The sequence below is a fragment of the Amycolatopsis heterodermiae genome (assembly GCF_034929455.1).
Classification (GTDB): domain Bacteria; phylum Actinomycetota; class Actinomycetes; order Mycobacteriales; family Pseudonocardiaceae; genus Amycolatopsis; species Amycolatopsis heterodermiae.
The window spans coordinates 125315-142046 of the sequence record NZ_JAYFSI010000002.1 but is presented as its reverse complement, the minus strand read 5'-3'; the positions used below and the strand labels follow the sequence as shown (position 1 = coordinate 142046).

Here is a 16732-nt window from a genome sequence, read left to right as displayed (position 1 = left end):
ACCACATTAGCCGCCCTCAGCGCAGCGCGTAGCCTCCGTCGGGATACAACGTCGACCCGGTCGTGTAGCCGTTGCCGAACAGGTACAGCACCGCGTCGGCCACTTCGGACTCGCGGCCGACGCGGTGCAGCAGCGTGTCGCGCGAGTACTGCGCGAAGCTCGCCTCCCGCACCGCGGCGGGACGCCCGGCCCAGAGGGTGCCGTCGATCGTGCCCGGCGCGACGACGTTCACCCGGACCGGGGCCAGCTCCACCGCGAGCCCACGCCCGAGGCCCTCGATCGCCGCGTTGCAGGCGACGTACGCGGGCGCCGCGCCCGGTGGCCGGACGCTCGCCGCGCCGGACATCAGCACGATGGAGGCGTCCGCGGACAACCGGGGCACCGCGTGCTTGACGGCGTGGTACTGGCCCCAGAACTTCGTCTCGAACGGGCTGGCCGCGTCCTCGTCGCTCAGCTCGCGCAGCGGTCCGACCACATAGGACGCGCCCGGCGTGAACAGGTGGTCGACGCGGTCGAGCGCGCCGAAGAACGCCGCCAGGGAATCCTGGTCGGTGCTGTCGACGACCTGCCAGGTGGCGCCGAGCGGCTCGGCCGCGGCCGCGAGCTTCGACGACGTGCGCCCGCCGAGGTGCACCTTGGCGCCGTCGAGAGCCGCCCGCCGGGCGACCTCCAGGCCGATGCCCGAGCCGCCGCCGATGATCACGACGGTCCGGTCTTCCAGCGTGCTCACGCGATCTCCTCGACGGGGGTGAAGGGGTGCGGCAGCCCGAAGGCGCCGGGGCCGAAGGTGTCCAGCGCTTCGGGCGTGCGCATCAGCGGCGGGGTCGAGATGCCGACCACGGTGACGCGCTGGCCGTAGCGCAGGGTCTCGGTGGTGATCGGCTCGGCCGTGGACGCCTCCAGCACGCAGATCAGGTCCGGCACCAGGCAGCGCACCTCACCGTCCACAGTGGCGAGGAGGTTCTCGTTCTGGAACAGGATCTCGAGCTTGCTCGCACCGTCGAACGAGACGGCCGCCGCGCGGCCCCGGGCGAAGCCCTCCTCCGTGCGGCGCTCCACATCGGACACCTTGCCGCGGAACAGCACCCGCAGGTGCTGGTACGGCGTTTCGACCAATGCCTCGGCCAGCCGTGCAACGGGATCCTCGTTGCGTTCCCGCGCGAACCGGATCGTCCGGCCCACGGTCAGGGCCAGCGAAAGCGTTTGCGGTACCGCGGTCCGCTTGACGTCGGCGCCGCTCATCGCGTACTCGGCGATGTGCGCGACCCCGCCGAGCCGGACGGTGACGCCGCGCGCCAGCCACTCCATCCGGCGGTTGTCGGTGCCGGTGTCGATCACCGCCGTCTCGCCCCGCTCGCCGCCGATCGCCATCGGCGAGCCCGGGACGCCGTAGACGCCGAACGTCTCCATCTGCAGTTCGGGGAACGCGCGGCCCATGCCGTCGGCGTCGACCACCGGCAGGCCGAGCCGCGCGCCGACCAGCAGCGGGATCATCGAGTTGATGCCACCGCACTCGATCGGCATGGTCGCCTCGGCCCGGCGGCCGAGGTGCTCCTCCAGCGTCCGCAACGCCAGCACCGGTTCCGTTCCGCTGGGCAGCTTCTCGTGCACCACGGTCGGCGCGCCCATCTGTGCGGTCGGGATCACCAGGGCGTCGTCGTCCACTTCGGACGGATCGAGGATCGTGACCGGCCCGTGCTCGCGGATCGCCTCGCGCACGAGCAGCCGCCCGACGTACGGGTCGCCGCCCCCGCCGGTGCCGAGCACGGCGGCGCCGCGGGCGAGGTCGGGCAGGTCGTCCTCGGTCAGGGTCCAGCTCACCCGGCCACCCCGATCGGGTCGATGTCGTACCCGAAGTACCGCGGCCCGGCCAGCGCGAGGCCCTCCGGCGTGTGCCAGCGCGGATCGGCGGGGGCCGCGATGACCGTGACGCGCTGGCCGTACCGCAGGCCCTCGGTCGTCACGGCCTCGCCGGACTCACGCTCCAGCGTGCAGATCAGGTCGGGCACCGACGCCTCGACGACACCGTCGCGCTCGGCCACCAGGTGCTCGTTCTGGAACCGCAGCACCAGTTCCGCGCCGGTGTCACCGTCCATCCCGGACAGCCGGGCCTCCCCGCGGGCGAAGCCGGTGACGGTCCGGCGGGCGACGTCGACGACCTTGCCGCTGAACAGCCGCCGGCCGCCCAGCCGTTCGACGACGGAAGCGACGGGGTCGGCGTGCGCCTCCCGCGCGGACCGCACCAGCGCGCCCAGCTCGGCGCACAGGCTGAGCGTGCCCGGCACCATCGCCTCCCGGGCCTGGGCCCCGGACATGGCGTAGTTGCTGATCATCGCCGAGCAGCCCATGTCGATGGTCGCCGACCGGGCCAGCCGCTCGGCCCAGTGGTTGTCCACGGTGTCCAGTACCCCGCGGTTGCCCTTCTCGTCCGCGATGGACATCGGCGTCGCGCGGATTCCGTACAATGTCGGCAAAACCATTTGCAGCTCCGGGAACGCGCGGCCCATGCCGTCGGCGTCGACGAGTGGCAGGCCCAGCTGCGCGGCCGCGACGACCGGGATCAGCGAGTTGACCCCGCCCGCCTCGGCGCACGCGATGTGCGTCAGCTCCTTGCCGAGGTACCCGGCAAGGGTGCGCGCGGCGAGGCCGACCTGCTCGGCCGAGGGCAGCTTCTCGACCATCACGGTCGGCGCGCCCATCATCGCCACGGGCAGCACGACGGCGTCGTCGTCCAGCTCCGCCAGTGAAACCAGCGGCACCGGGCCGTCCGCCCGGACCGCCGCGGCGGCCAGCAGCCGGCCGATGTACGGGTCGCCCCCGCCGCCGGTGCCGAGGATCGCCGCGCCGCGCGCGATGTCGTCCAGGTCGGTGAGCGTGATCTCGCGCATCACGCCCCCAGCTGCAGGTCGCCGACGGCCTTGACGCGGATGCGCGTGGCGTTGCCGGGCAGGTACGGGATGGGCACCTCGTCGAAGTCGACGATGCCGACCGAGGCCGGTGAAGCGCCCGCGGCGACCGCCCGGTCGACGGCCTCCTGCTTGGCTTCGTCCACAACGGACTCACGACGGCCGGGTTCGATCACGTAGACGCGGTCGACCTCACCGCCGATCTGGGCGATGGCCGCGCCGATCGCGTTGGCCACGGCGTAGTTCTCCGGCCGGTGCACCTCACCGCACCCGGCCAGCTCGTCCGGCAACAGCACCGAGCCACCGCCGACCGCCACCACCGGCAACGGCTCCGCGGACGTCCGCATCCGCTCGACCACATCGGACACGTCGGCGGCAATGCGATCCAGTGCCGCCCGGACCAACCCGCGGTCCAAATGCGACACCAGCGACGCGTCGCCGATGTCCGCGCGGCCGGCGGCGACCGCGATGTCGGTCGCGGTGAGCGTGTCGCCGCCGAAGACCAGGGCCTTCGACGTCAGCTCGTAGCCCACCGAGTCCGGGCCCACGGTGACGTTCCCGCGCACCCGGCTGCCCCCGCCGAGGCCGATCGACAGGACGTCCGGCATCCGGAAGTTGGTGCGGATCCCGGCGACGCTCACGTCGGTCGTCGCCTCGCGCGGGAAGCCCTGGCGCAGCACACCGACGTCCGAGGTCGTGCCGCCGACGTCGACCACCGCGCAGGTGTCCAAACCGGACAGCACGGCCGCGCCGCGCATCGAGTTCGTCGGCCCGGACGCGAACGTCGCCACCGGGTAGCGGCGGGCGAAGTCGACGTCCATCAGCGTGCCGTCGTTCTGGCTCAGGTACAGCGGCGCGGTGATGCCCGCGCCGGTGACCGACGCGGCCAGGCCGTCGACGATGTGCGCGGCCAGCTCCCGCAGCGCCGCGTTGATCACCGTCGCGTTTTCCCGCTCCAGCAAACCGATCCGGCCGATCTCGTGGGACAGCGAGATCGCGACGTCCGGCAGCTGCGCGCCGATGATCTCGGCCGCGCGGGTCTCGAACTCGGCGTTGACCGGGGAGAAGACCGAGGTGATCGCGACGCTGCGCACCCCGGCCGCCCCCATGTCGTCGGCCGCCTTGCGCAGCTCGCTCTCGTCGAGCTCCGCGATGTGGCGGCCGTCGAACTCGTGTCCACCGTGGACCAGGTAGCTGCGCCCCGACACGGCGTCGACGAGCCGCTGCGGCCAGTCGACCATCGGCGGCAGCGACGCCCCGGCGGGCAGGCTGAGCCGCACGGCCGCGGTCGGCGCCAGCCGGTGCGCCTCGACGAGGGCGTTGATGAAGTGCGTGGTGCCGATCATCACCGCCCGCACCGCCGCCGGGTCGAACGCGCGCTGCCGCTGCAGGCCGTCGATCGCGGCGACGATGCCCGAGGTGACGTCCGCGGTCGTGCTGGTCTTGACCGAGGCGAGCACCTGGTGCCCGTCGAGCAGGACGGCGTCCGTGTTGGTGCCGCCGACGTCGATGCCGATGCGCACGAAGATTCTCCTTTAAGCGGTCTGGACGGCGGGAGCGGCCTCGGCGGTCCGGCTGCTGCCGAACCCCCGCACCAGGCCGAGCTTCCCGGCGACGACGTACAGGACGAAGGCCACGACGAGCGAGTTGATGCTCGGCAGGCCCCATTCGACGAACTCCCCGAAGAGCGCCGCGGCGATCCAGACGACGATCGTGGCGGGCACCCACAGCGGCGCGTCGTCGGGCAGGGTGCCGCGCGCCCGGGCGGATTCCAGGTCACCGCGCCACTTCTTCACCACGAAGTACTCGGCGACCATGATCCCGGCGATCGGCGGGAACGCGACGCCCAGCACGGTGAGGAAGTCGGTGAACTTCGCCAGGATCCCGGCCGCGGCGAGCACGCTGCCGGCCAGGCCGAGCACCGCCGTGACGAGCCCGCGGTGGGCCTTGCGGCCGGACACCGTGCCGATGAAGTTCACGACGCCGAGGCCGGAGGAGTAGAGGTTCCAGTCGTTGATCTTCATCGTGCCCGCGATGACGATCAGCAGCCCGATCCAGCCGACCGACGACGTCACGATCGTCGTGATCCCGGCCGAGCCGACGGCGTGCGCGAGCAGCACCCCGGACAGGCCGATGACGTACTCGCCGAGGGTGATCCCGACGAGCGTCTGTTTGACGACGTCCGAAGTGGACCGGTTGAAGCGGGTCATGTCCGGGGTGATCACCGCGCCGACGATGAAGCCGCCGGCCACCAGCGTGGTGCCCTGCAGCAGGCTCAGCGACGGCCCGGGCGGGGCCGAGGAGACGAGCGCGCCGAGGTCGTGGCGGGTCAGTTCGGAGATGATCGACCAGCCGACCAGGATCAGGAACGCCGGGACGGTCAGGTACGCCGTCCAGGCCATGGAGTGGAAGCCCCGCACCACGATCGCGGTGACGAGCAGGCCGAACACGAGCGCCCAGCCCCACTCCGGCAGGCCGCCGATGAGCGCGACGAGACCTTGCGCGGAGACCGCGGACTGGATGCCGAACCAGCCGATGAGGCTGATCCCGATGGCGAGCCCGATGAGCGCCGAGCCGCCGCGGCCGAAGCCGGTCCAGCGGGCGATCATGGACGTCGAGAGGCCCTCGCGGACGCCGATGACGCCGACGAGGATGGTGATGAGCTCGAGGATGACCGAGCCGAGGGTGAACGCCAGTACCGCCGGCCAGAAACCCATCCCGAAGCCGACGGTGGCGCCGAGCAGGAACTGGGACAGAGCGGAAACCTGGCCGAACCGCTGGACCGCGACCGACCACCACGAGTACCGGGCGTGGTCCGGCACTCTGGTCAGGGCATAGTCGTCGACACCGACTGTTGAGGCCACGCCGACCTCCTTCTCCGGGCTGGGGAACGGTTCCCCAGACCGTAAGCAGCCCTCCCGGAGACGTCACCGTGCGATGTGCACACCCCGGGCGTCAGGACTGTGCGGGTCGCACGGTCAGCCCAGCGGGTCCAGCCCGGTCAGCGTGACGCTCTCCGCCCACAACCGCGCCGCGGACGGGTCTTCGGTCAGGTTCGCCCAGCGGGGTTCGAGCCGGGGCCGGCCCCGCAGGCCGAACGTCCGCGGGCCCCACAGCTGGCCGCCCGCGACGTCCGGGCCGAGCACCGCGCGGACGGCGGGGCGCGCGCCGGCGTCCTTGCCCTGCAGCACCACCCGGGCGGGGAGGCCACGCAGCCACTGGCCGGCGGTGCGGACGTGCACGGGTGGCCGGGACGGCGTCAGCGAGTCGAGCGCGCCGCCCGGGTGCGCGAGCACGCTCAGCCGCTGCGAACCCACGGCCCGCAGCCGCCGGTCGAGCTCCACCGCGAACAGCATCTGGGCCAGCTTGGACCGCTCGTACGCGCGCTTCGGCTGGTAGTCGCGCTCGCTCTGGAGGTCGGCGAAGTCGAGGCTCGACGACTTCGCCGCGAAGCTGCCGGTGGTGACGATCCGGCCCTCCGGGGCCAGCTTCGGCAGCAGCCGCGCCACGAGGGCGAAGTGGCCGAGGTGGTTGGTACCGAACATCATTTCGTGGCCGTCGGCCGTCTCGCGCCGCGGCGGGTGGTCGAGCATGATCCCGGCGTTGCAGACGACGGCGTCGAGCTCGCCCGGGTCGAGGTCTTCGAGCGAGGCCAGGTCGGCGAGGTCGAGCCGGACGTACTCGACCTTCGCGCCGGAGACCTGCGAGCGGATGGCGGCCCGCGCGGCTTCGGCCTTCGCCGGGTCGCGGCTGCCGATCACGACCTCCGCGCCGGCCGAGGCCAGCTGCTCGGCGGCGAAGTAGCCGATCCCGGCGTTGCCCCCGGTCACCAGCACCCGCATGAACGTCCCCTCCCCGTGCCAAGCTGTCTCGCGTGGACAACGCTACCGGGGAACGAGCCGGCTACCGGCGATCGGCGGGATCGCCGCGCGGGGAGGCCCGGCGCCGGGAACTGCTGGAACAGGTGACCGACGACGTCGCCGAGAACGGCCTCGTCGACTTCTCGCTCCGGCGGGCCGCGCGCGCGGCCGGGACGACGCACAAGGTGCTGCTCTACCACTTCGACGGCCCCGAAGACCTGCTCCGCCAGGCGGTCGTCACCCTGCGCGCACGCCGGATCGGCAACGCGCTGGCGGCGGGCACGGCCGAGGCGGCCACGCTCACCGCCCGCGTCCGGGTCGCGTGGCACAGCCTGCGCGACGAGGAGTCGCAGCTGCGGCGGGTGCTCGACCAGGCGATGGGCCTGGCGATGTACGACCCGGGCCGGTACGCCGCCCTCGGCCGGGGCGCGTCGCAGCAGTACCTGCCGACGCTCGTGTCGTTCTGCCCGCCGCACTGGCCCGACCAGCGCAAACACGAGGTCGCGGAGATGATCCTGGCGGCACTGCGCGGGTTCCTGGTGGACCTGCTGACCAGCGAAGACGGCTCCGGCGCGGAGGCCGGGTTCGCCGCGCTGCTGCGCGCGGTCGAACGGGAGGAAGCCGCCGGCTGAGGTCCCTCGACAGTTTGCGAACCGCGTGGTTCACTTCTGCCAGGGGACGTCACTGGGAGGCTGACATGCGGGTCGAACTGTCCGCGGGAACCGTCGAGTACACCGACAGCGGCGGGCCGGGCCCGGTCGTCGTCCTGGTCCACGGCCTGCTGATGGCCGGTTCGCTGTGGGACGGCCCGGTCGCCGACCTGGCCACCGACCACCGCTGCGTCGTCCCGACGCTGCCGCTGGGCGCGCACCGGCACCCGATGCGCGAGGACGCCGACCTCTCACTGCCCGGGATCGCCCGGCTGCTCGGTGAGTTCCTCTCGCGGCTGGACCTGCGCGACGTGACGCTGGCCGGCGTCGACACCGGCGGCGCGCTGGTCCAACTGCTGATGGCGGACGGCGCGTCCCGGGTCGGCCGCGTGGTGCTCGGCTCGTGCGAGGCCTTCGACAACTTCCCGCCCGGGCTCACCGGCAAGACGCTGGTCGCGACGGGAAAGCTGTCCCCCGGCCTGTTCGGGGCGTTCATGCAGCAGATGCGCCTGCGGGCGGTCCGCCGGCTGCCGATCGCGTTCGGCTGGCTGACCAAGCGGGGCGACGCGACGACAGCCGAGTGGGTCCGCCCGCTCTTGGCCGACGCGGCGATCCGCCGCGACACCGTGCGGATGCTGCGCGCGGCGGGCGCGGACCCGGGCTTCCTGCTGGAGCCGACGGAACGGCTGCCGACGTTCGACCGCCCGGTGCTGGTCGCCTGGGCGAGCGAGGACCGCGTGATGCCCCTGGACCACGGGAAGCGCCTGGCGGCGTTGCTGCCCAAGGGCGAGCTCGTCGAGGTGGCGGACAGCTACACGCTGCTGCCGCTGGACCAGCCCGCGGAGTTCGCGCGGCTGATCCGCGAGTTCACCGCGCGCTGAGGCCGAACAGGCGTTCGGCGTTGCCCGACGCGAACTTCCGGCGGTCCACATCGGACTCGAAGTGCCCGAGGAAGGTGCCGATCTCCTCCCGGCCCGGCCGCAGGTAGGGGTAGTCGGTCGAGAAGAGCAGCCGGTCGACCGGAACCACCGACAGGGCGTGCCGAAGCAGCGCCGGGTTGAACATGCCCGAGCAGGTGATGTGGAAGTTCGACCGCAGGTAGTCCGCGATCGGCCGCGGCAGGCCGGCGGCGCGGCCCGCGCTTTCGGCCCGGTCCAGCCAGAACAGCAGCATCTCGCCCCAGTGCCCGAGCACGACCTGCAGCTCGGGGTGCCGGTCGAAGGTGCCGCGCAGGATCAGCCGCAGGGCCGCGGTCGCGGTGTCCAGGTGCCAGCCCCAGCCGTAGGTCGCCAGGGCGAGTTCGGTCGCGGGGTCGAAGCCGCGGTACGACGCGTCGCGGACGGCGGCCGACGGCAGCTGGGGGTGGATGAACACCGGCTGCCCGAGCCGCGCCGCGGCGGCGAAGAACCCGTCGTAGGCCGGGTCGTCGAGGAAGACGTCCCCCGAACGGCCGTAGACCATGGTGCCCACGTGCCCCAGCCCCGCGGCGCGTTCCAGCTCCGCCGCGACGTCCGGCGGGGACGACAGGGGCAGCGTCGACAGCGCCCGCAACCGCGTCGGATGAGCCTCGACGGCCGCCGCGGCGACGTCGTTCGCAGCGCGGCTCAGGCGCAGGGCGTCCCCGGCCGGCAGCGGCTGGGTCCCGGGCGGCGCCAGTGCGACGACCGACACGTCGATGCCCTGCGCGTCCAGCATCGCGATCCGGCCGGTTCCCAGGTCCTGCAGCCGCTCCTGGTTGCCGTCCCGGTCGTTGAAGGCGAGGCTTTCGTCACGGCCTTCGAGGGCGGCCGTCAGCTCCGGCGTGAACCAGTGTTCTTCGATGGCGATGAGCGTCACGGGTCGATCATCCCGCGACGGGTCACAACGCGCTGAGGCCGCGCAGGATCCGGTGCATCAGGTCGAGGCTCGGCCGGTTGCCCGAGGTCATCCGGGCCGTGTGCACCGCGACCAGGCCGCGGTCGGCGAGGTCGGACAGCAGGACCCGCGCCACCCCCAGCGGGATCCGGCGCAGGGCGGCGACTTCGGCGACCGACTGGGACGTGCGCAGCAGGGCGCAGATCTCCGATTCCTCCCGCGAACTCCCCCGCACCACCGCCCGGCCCCGCGGTGTGGTCGAGACCAGGGTCTCGACCGGGAGGTCCCGCGTCGGCCGCGTCCTCCCGTGGGTGCGGAAGTACGGACGGACCATGCCCGCCCCGCCTTCTTCGAGCACGGACCCCCAGTGCACAGCCAGCTCCTCACGGCGATTAATCCTTGTCGGCGATTATTTGACCCGTTGATCGACTGGGCCGCAATCGACCGAACAGAGCAACGCTGGAGAAAGTGCAGGTCAACGCGTCGTCGGCGGAGCGGTACTGCCGCGAAGGACTAGTCTTGTCCGGAGAATCGCCGGGGATGTCAGGATTTTTCCGTCGGACAATCGCGCGAGCAGCAGCCGTCCGGCGTGCTCGCCGAGCTCGGCCACCGGCTGCGCGACGGTGCTCAGCTCGAGCAGGCCGGCCAGGTCGTGGTCGTCGAACCCGAGCACCGAGACGTCGTGCGGCACCCGCAACCCGGCCCGGCGAAGGGCCCGAAGCGCCCCGAAAGCCATTTCGTCGGACGCCGCGAACACCGCACTCGGCCGCCGGGGCAGGCCGAGCAGGGTGCCCATCGCCTGTTCCCCACCGCTGACGGTGAACCCGCCGCCGGTCTCGAAGCCGGCTTCCGGCGCGCGGCCGTCCTCCCGGCACACCGCGTGGTAGACCTCGCGGTAGGCGGCCAGCCGGCGCAGCGGCGTCGTGAACCCGAGCGGCACCGGCGCGGTTTCGCCGATGAACCCGATTTCGCGGTGCCCGAGCTGGACCAGGTGGCGCATCGCGGTCACCGCCGCGCCGTGGTCGTCGATCCCGACGGAGTCCGCGCCGGGTTCTTCGGTGCCGACCGTGACGAGCGGCGCGCCGAGGCTCAGCAGCTGCGCGCGTTCGGCCTCGGAAAGCGGCAGGGAGAGCACCAGCACCGCGTCGACGCGGCGGCGCAGCGGGAACTCGGCGAAGAACCGGGCGCGGCCCGCGTCGTCACCGAGGTTGTAGAGCAGCAGGCTGATACCGGCTTCGCGCAGCACCCGCTCGACGCCCGAGATGATCCGCGAGAAGTACCAGCGGTCGACGTACGGCACGATCACGCCGACCGTGCCGGTCCGGCCCGTGGCCAGGCTCGACGCGGCGGGCGAGACCGCGTAGCCGAGCTCCGCGGCGGCCGCCAGCACCCGGGCCCGCGTGCCTTCGGCAACCCCTCGCACGCCGCGCAGCGCCCGCGAAACGGTCGCCGCGGAGACCCCGGCGAGCCGGGCGACGTCGTCGAGCTTGTCCGGCATTCCCCCACCTCGACGTTGCAAGCGCTTGCATTCACTCGCGGTTGGCGGATTGACACCCACCTTGATCGAGGATAATCATCGCTGCAAGCGCTTGCAATCAGCGTGGCCTGTCCGGCAAGGAGGCCGACATGCGCCAGATCCTTCCCGTCGTGGGCGCCGCCGTCCTGGCGAACACCGCGCTGGTCGCGTGCTCCGGGAGCGCGGGCACGACGATCAACCTCTACATCTCGCCGGAGGACCACCTCCAGACCGTGGTCGACAAGTGCACGCAGGAGGCCGGCGGCCGGTACAAGATCGTCTACAACAAGCTGCCGCGCGGGGCGGACGGCCAGCGCGAGCAGATGGTGCGCCGGCTCGCCGCGGGCGACACGTCGCTGGACGTGCTCGGCCTCGACGTCACCTGGGTGCCCGAGTTCGCCGAGGCCGGCTGGGCGCAGGAGTGGACCGGCGCCGACGCCGCGGCCGCCACCCGTGACGTCCTGCCCGGCCCGCTGGCCACGGCCAAGTGGAACGGAAAGCTCTACGGCGCCACGAAGAACACGAACGTCCAGCTGCTCTGGTACGACGACCGGATCACGCCGAAGCCGCCCACGACGTTCGACCAGCTGATGGACCAGGCGCAGCAGCTGAAGGCGGCCGGGAAGCCGTACCAGGTCGTGTTCACCGGCGCGCAGTACGAAGGGTTGGTCGTCTTCTACAACACGCTGGTGGCGTCGGCGGGCGGGCACATCCTGTCCGACGACGGCAAGTCCGTGGTGATGGACGACGGCGCGGTGAAGGCCCTCGAGCTGCTGAAGCGGCTCACCACCGCGGGGATCACGGACCCGTCGCTGACGAACCAGAAAGAGGACGAGATCCGGCAGGCGTTCCAGCGCGGGCAGGCGGCGACCGAGCTGAACTGGCCGTTCGTGTACGCCTCCTACGCCAAGGAGAAGCCGCAGGACCTGAGCCACTTCAAGTGGACGCGGTACCCGTCGGTGGTGCCGGGCCAGCCGAGCCGGGTGACGATCGGCGGGTTCAACCTGGCGGTCAGCACGTACTCGCAGCACAAGCCGGAGGCGTTCGAGGCGGCGCTGTGCCTGCGCAACGCGTCGAGCCAGAAGTACCAGGCCCTGGTCGACGGCATCCCGCCGAGCCTCGCGTCGATCTACCGCGACACGGCCCCGCTCGACCCGGCGAAACCGGGTGACCCGAAGGAAAACCCGACGATGGCCGACCAGTACCCGATGAAGGGCGACATCCAGGCAGCCCTGACGGACGCGGCGGTCCGCCCCCTGACCCCGGCGTACCAGAACCTGTCGACGGTGATCTCGAAGGTGCTCTCACCGCCGGCGGAGATCGACGTCCAGGCCACGGCGCAGGAGCTGCGCGAACGACTGGCGGACGCCCTGGCGTCGCGGGGCATCATCCCGTAGCAACCCGGTCGTGGGTGGGGAACGGTGAGACTTGGCCCTGTTCCCCGCCCACCTCCGCGAGTCACCGATGAGGACAAAGCTCTCGCCGTCCTGTACCCGGCCATGCTCGGGAGGTCCGATAAAACCGGCAGAGCTTGAACCGGTTCAGAGCCGGATGGGCTTCTTGTTCATAAACTCCTCGATCCCCAGCGGGCCCAGCTCGCGGCCGATGCCCGAGCGCTTGATCCCGCCGAACGGAAGATCCGCCTCCGAGCCCCCAGACTTGTTCAGGTAGACCATGCCCGCCTCGATCGACCTCGCCACCCGGGTTGCGCGGGTGCGGTCGGTGCCGAAGACGCTTGCTCCCAGGCCGAACGGCGTGTCGTTGGCCAGGGCGATCGCTTCCTCCTCGGTCTCCGCGCGGAACACCAGGGCCACCGGGCCGAAGATCTCCTCGTGGTATGCCGCCATTTCCGGCGTCACGTCGGTGAGGACCGTGGCCTCCAGGAAGGCGCCCGGGCCGGGGACGCGGTGGCCGCCCGCGCGCAGGGTTGCGCCTTCGCGGATCGCAGTCTCGACCTGGGCGGCTACCTCGTCCGCCGCCGCGATCGAGGCCAGCGGGGGCAGCGTCGTGGCCGGGTCGGCCGGGTCGCCCGGCACGAAGTACTCCGTGACGCGCTTGGCCAGCCGGTCGACGAACTCGTCGTAGAGCTCGCCCAGCACGATCATCCGCTTGGGTGCGTTGCACGACTGGCCGCAGTTGCGCATCCGGGCGGTCGCGGTGACCTTCACCGTCTCGTCCAGGTCGTCGGTGTCCAGCACGATCAGCGGGTCGGACCCACCCAGCTCCAGGACGCACTTCTTGAGGTTCCGCCCGGCCTCGGCCGCCACCGAGATCCCGGCCTGCTCGCTGCCGGTCAGCGAGACGCCCTGGATGCGCGGGTCGGCGAGCATCCACGGCACCTGCCTGCTGGAGGCGAAGACGTTCACGTAGGCGTCTTCGGGCACGCCGGCGTCCCGCAGCACCCGCTCGATCGCCGCGGCCGAGCGCGGGCAGATCGACGCGTGCTTGAGCAGGATCGTGTTGCCCAGCACCAGGTTCGGCGCGACGAACCGGGCGACCTGGTAGCACGGGAAGTTCCACGGCATGACCCCGAGCAGCGCGCCGATCGGCTCCTTGGTGAGCACGGCCTCGCCGCCGCGGATCGGCAGTGGCTCGTCCGCGAGCAGGTCCGGGCCGCGTTCGCCGTAGTACCGGAAGATGTCGACGACGACGCCCACCTCGCCGCGGCCTTCGTTGATCCGCTTCCCCATTTCGAGGGTCATGATCGCGGCCAGCTCGTCGGCGCGTTCGGCGAACAGCTCCGCGGCCCGCAGCACGATAGCGGCCCGCTCGGTGACCGGACGGCGCCGCCAGGCCTGGTACCCGCCGTGCACCCGCCCGATCGCGGCGCGTACCTCGTCGTCGGTCGCGTTCGGGATTTCCTCGACCAGCTCACCCGTCGCGGGGTCGGTGACTGAGTACATGAGAGCGACAGCCTCCTGCTTTGACGGTAACGCGGTCGACCCGACCATAGCCTACTGGATACTGTATACACTAGTCGGCGTTGGTTCAGCCACGGCGAGATCTCACCGATGTTGTTGCAACAGCTCTTTTCGAACTCGGACTGTTAGTAGTTCGCGTCCACACCCAGCTGGTCAGCTGCGGTCTTCGCGTGCCCGAGGAGGTCGTTCGCGGTGGTCCGGTCCTGGTGTCGCGCCGCTGCGACAGCCGAACCGACCCACCGCCGGAAGCGCGTGAGTACCAGAGCGGGCGGTCAAGGCGAGGATCAGCGGATCATCCGAGTCGTCCGCCGCCTGCATAGCGCGTTCAGCCGCGATCCACGCGAGGTCAGCCTCACCGATCTTGCTTAACGTGGTTGCGGCCAGGTGGTGTACGCGCGCCGAGATGGCCGCTTAGGCCCGCTTGTACCCAGCGTCGTCGGCCGAGGCCGCCTCCATCGCCTGCGTGGTCTTGATCAGCCCAGGCAGCGCGGTGACGACGCGCCCCAGGTCGCCCTTCTTGTAGCTGGACCAGGCACCTTCCACCTGTTGCCGAACTGGCTGAGTGTCGATGTACTCGGGCGACATGGCTGAGGAGAACAGTGTCCGCGACAGTCGACGGGGAGCCATAAGCGCGTCCCGGACGGCCGGGACGTCGTCGTGCTTGTCCTGCTCTTCCATCAGCACGGGTTCGCCGAGCAGGTCACCCAGCGCCACTCGCAGCGCTCGTGCGAGGTCGGCCAGTACGTTGAGCCCGCGGATGTCCCGCTCGCCGCGCTCGATCTTGCTCAATCAGTCCTCGGTACGGCCCACCAGGTCAGCAAGCACCGCCTGCGACAGTCCACGCCGCCGCCGGTAGAACGCGATCCGCTCACCGATGCTGAGCCGGCCACCCGCACCACGCATGATCCGAGGTTGGCAGGGGAATGCGTTGACGTGTCGTGACGACATGCTGAATATGCAGCGTCTAACAATTAGAAATCCACGAATGGAGGTTCGCTGACCATTTATCCTACTTGAATGACTCTTCCTCGGATTTGGATACCAGTCCTACTCGCATTTCCCCTGTTCCCCATCTTATGCCTGGACGTATTTGCTTCGGCTTTCTTCGGGATGAGAAAACTATTCCGCCAATCAGTAGTACGAGAAATCCGATCAGTAGTAGTGTCAGGTAAGCGTATGTCGCAAGGGCATCAATGGATCCTGAAGCCTTTACCGATGACTCTAGCACGCCTCTTCCTGGAACTCCCGCCGACGCTGGGATTGTCATCAAGACATCCAGCGATTGTTTTATTGCAGGCAGACCGAGGAGTACCGCTGCCAGCATTGCTGCGGCTGCGAACTGGTTTGTTCGACGTACACTTCGTGCGGCTTCCTTGCTTGCCACCAAATCTTTGACTAATGAGATTCTCGAGTTTACGCTCGCGAGGACCTGCTCTCCGCCATACTCGCGAAGGATGTGATCAGATATTTCTCGCGCGTCGCCGTAAGAAAGATGTGCTTTCGAAATCGTTTTTAAATGCGAGGAGGAGAGTCTGAGTACATCTTCCAGGGCTTTGCGCCGGGGGCGCATTTGATCCAGATTGTGGTCAAGTTCTCTTAGTAGCCAGAGTCTAATTAGCGCATTCTCCGTCAGGTTGACTCGGTCGTAGTAATCTGCGAGAGACCTGCTACTTTCCGGCGCGTATTTCCACGCTATCTCTGTTATGGTCCCGCCGGGCGCGAACATTGATGTTCGCTCCGTGAGTGCGAAATTCCTTCCGATTAGTCGTTGTTGATGTTCCTTTCTGATGTCCCGTCCAAGTTGGGAACGACTAAGAAGACTTGCTAACTCTTGCCAGTGCAATTCCATCCATTGGCTTTCGGAAATGCACGCACAATCTAGATCTTCGAGAAAGATAGTCTTGCCTATAACGTGGTCATGAAACGAAGACTTAGCCTTGCAGCGATGCTGCAAGGCGTCCATGTAGGTGACCGCTACATCGGTAAGAGAGACGGGACCACCTTCGTTGTGGTCAAAGTCGCGCCAGCGAACCCCATCTAGAATTTCGTCAGCCCACTCTCCTTCTAGCGAGTCTTCTTCTCGCTCGGCGGACTCAAGCATCGCCTGGATTATGGGGCCAGATAGAGTAGTCTTGCCAAATTTCAAGCTAGTTGAGTTCGAATTTCGAGTGATTTGGTCAATCTCCCACACACCAGGAAATCTAACACCTATAGTTAGTACCGCCATCCCGGTCTTGTGGAGAGTTAACGTGACGGTCGGAATAATTCTCTTTCGTGATTCAGGGTCGACTCCGGCTTCGTGGATCTCTCCAATAAAATCGCGAAGCTGGAGTCGAACGTGCGGCTCCTGAAGGAGGTAGCCGGGTTCATAGTGCCTGTGGTCAATCGCGTCCATAATCCCGCATATTGCGCGGATGTCAAACGCTGATTCCTCTATGTCGAATATTGCTTCTTTGAGAGACGTGTCGATTCGTTCGCCATCCTCATCTTTACTTTTGTCTTGCACGCGAGGGGATTCATCTGCTTCAGAGTGAAGTACCAGCTCAAGCGCGGATCGTAAGAGTGAGGGCAATCCGTGTTGTATGTAGTATCGATATACAGTAAGTCGCAATCTCCAGGAAAGAGAGCTCCATGGCAGTTCATCGTGTAAGTATTGATCGACCATGAGTAGCCTGGCTGCGTCAGTCTGTAGGTTCGCAAGGTCGAGATAACGTTGACTAACCCTAATCTCACTATTTGCCGGAGACACGAATGCTTGCGCCATGTCTGACCGTAGAAGTCTATTTGCGCAATCTTGAATTGTACTCTCGGCGCCAAGGTGGAAAACGAACGAGTAAAACGCTGTAGTCACTCCGGATTTGGCGGTGTGGCTGTGCAACTGCTCGCGCCCTATCACTTGACTCCTCATATGTTGCAGAACTTGGCTCTACGGGATCAAGGCGCCGCCTGCGGGGGCGCGCACGTCACCACCCGTGCGGCGGGCTCGCCCTCATGCGACACGGATGGCTTGGCGCTCCGCTTTGGC

General features: G+C 69.0%; 14 protein-coding genes and 1 pseudogene. 3 read left to right on the top strand and 12 right to left on the bottom strand.

The window, feature by feature from the left end; genetic code table 11:
- Positions 1–16: 16 nt before the first annotated feature.
- The 6 genes from VA596_RS11425 to VA596_RS11400 all read right to left on the bottom strand — a co-directional run bounded on the left by VA596_RS11425 (position 17) and on the right by VA596_RS11400 (position 6748).
- The gene (locus tag VA596_RS11425; RefSeq protein ID WP_323326026.1) at positions 17–730 is read right to left on the bottom strand and encodes an SDR family oxidoreductase; all 714 of its coding nucleotides are present in this window, start codon (positions 728–730) and stop codon (positions 17–19) included.
- Positions 727–1821, bottom strand: a complete 1095-nt coding sequence (locus VA596_RS11420; protein ID WP_323326023.1) for a DUF917 domain-containing protein — start codon at positions 1819–1821, stop codon at positions 727–729. The genes VA596_RS11425 and VA596_RS11420 overlap by 4 nt, the downstream gene beginning before the upstream one ends.
- The gene (locus tag VA596_RS11415; RefSeq protein ID WP_323326021.1) at positions 1818–2888 is read right to left on the bottom strand and encodes a DUF917 domain-containing protein; all 1071 of its coding nucleotides are present in this window, start codon (positions 2886–2888) and stop codon (positions 1818–1820) included. The genes VA596_RS11420 and VA596_RS11415 overlap by 4 nt, the downstream gene beginning before the upstream one ends.
- Entirely contained in the window at positions 2888–4429 is a 1542-nt protein-coding gene (locus VA596_RS11410) for a hydantoinase/oxoprolinase family protein (RefSeq protein WP_323326019.1), read from the bottom strand. Before VA596_RS11410 ends, VA596_RS11415 begins: the two co-directional genes overlap by 1 nt.
- Before the next feature lie 12 nt (positions 4430–4441).
- Positions 4442–5770 (bottom strand): purine-cytosine permease family protein, encoded by a 1329-nt coding sequence (locus VA596_RS11405; RefSeq protein WP_323326017.1) that lies wholly within the window; start codon positions 5768–5770, stop codon positions 4442–4444.
- Between the two features lie 114 nt (positions 5771–5884).
- Positions 5885–6748, bottom strand: a complete 864-nt coding sequence (locus VA596_RS11400; RefSeq protein ID WP_323326015.1) for an SDR family NAD(P)-dependent oxidoreductase — start codon at positions 6746–6748, stop codon at positions 5885–5887.
- A gap of 32 nt (positions 6749–6780) precedes the next feature.
- Between VA596_RS11400 and VA596_RS11395 the strand changes: the two genes are divergently transcribed.
- Positions 6781–7398 (top strand): TetR/AcrR family transcriptional regulator, encoded by a 618-nt coding sequence (locus VA596_RS11395; protein ID WP_323326013.1) that lies wholly within the window; start codon positions 6781–6783, stop codon positions 7396–7398.
- Positions 7399–7463: 65 nt separating this feature from the next.
- Positions 7464–8297 (top strand): alpha/beta fold hydrolase, encoded by an 834-nt coding sequence (locus VA596_RS11390; protein WP_323326011.1) that lies wholly within the window; start codon positions 7464–7466, stop codon positions 8295–8297.
- Here VA596_RS11390 and VA596_RS11385 read toward each other — a convergent pair.
- From VA596_RS11385 to VA596_RS11375, 3 genes are all read right to left on the bottom strand, one after another.
- On the bottom strand, positions 8284–9252 hold the full coding sequence (locus VA596_RS11385) for an amidohydrolase family protein (RefSeq protein ID WP_323326009.1): 969 nt from the start codon (positions 9250–9252) through the stop codon (positions 8284–8286). The genes VA596_RS11390 and VA596_RS11385 overlap by 14 nt on opposite strands.
- 22 nt (positions 9253–9274) lie before the next feature.
- Positions 9275–9643 carry a DUF742 domain-containing protein gene (locus tag VA596_RS11380; RefSeq protein ID WP_323326007.1) on the bottom strand — a complete coding sequence of 123 codons (369 nt, stop codon included), beginning with the start codon at positions 9641–9643 and terminating at the stop codon, positions 9275–9277.
- A gap of 102 nt (positions 9644–9745) precedes the next feature.
- A complete protein-coding gene (locus tag VA596_RS11375; RefSeq protein ID WP_323326005.1) occupies positions 9746–10768 on the bottom strand; it encodes a LacI family DNA-binding transcriptional regulator in 1023 nt (340 codons plus the stop codon).
- 128 nt (positions 10769–10896) lie between these two features.
- Between VA596_RS11375 and VA596_RS11370 the strand changes: the two genes are divergently transcribed.
- Positions 10897–12183 carry an ABC transporter substrate-binding protein gene (locus VA596_RS11370; protein ID WP_323326003.1) on the top strand — a complete coding sequence of 429 codons (1287 nt, stop codon included), beginning with the start codon at positions 10897–10899 and terminating at the stop codon, positions 12181–12183.
- A 144-nt stretch (positions 12184–12327) separates the two neighbouring features.
- Here VA596_RS11370 and VA596_RS11365 read toward each other — a convergent pair whose 3' ends face one another.
- From VA596_RS11365 to VA596_RS11355, 3 genes and pseudogenes are all read right to left on the bottom strand, one after another.
- Complete coding sequence (locus VA596_RS11365; RefSeq protein ID WP_323326001.1) at positions 12328–13689, bottom strand: NAD-dependent succinate-semialdehyde dehydrogenase; 1362 nt, start codon at positions 13687–13689, stop codon at positions 12328–12330.
- Positions 13690–13835: 146 nt separating this feature from the next.
- Positions 13836–14496 (bottom strand): annotated as a pseudogene (locus VA596_RS11360) (transcriptional regulator); the annotation flags it as partial.
- 220 nt (positions 14497–14716) lie between these two features.
- Positions 14717–16213, bottom strand: coding sequence for a hypothetical protein (locus VA596_RS11355; protein ID WP_323325999.1), 1497 nt, complete (start codon positions 16211–16213; stop codon positions 14717–14719).
- Between the last annotated feature and the right edge of the window lie 519 nt (positions 16214–16732).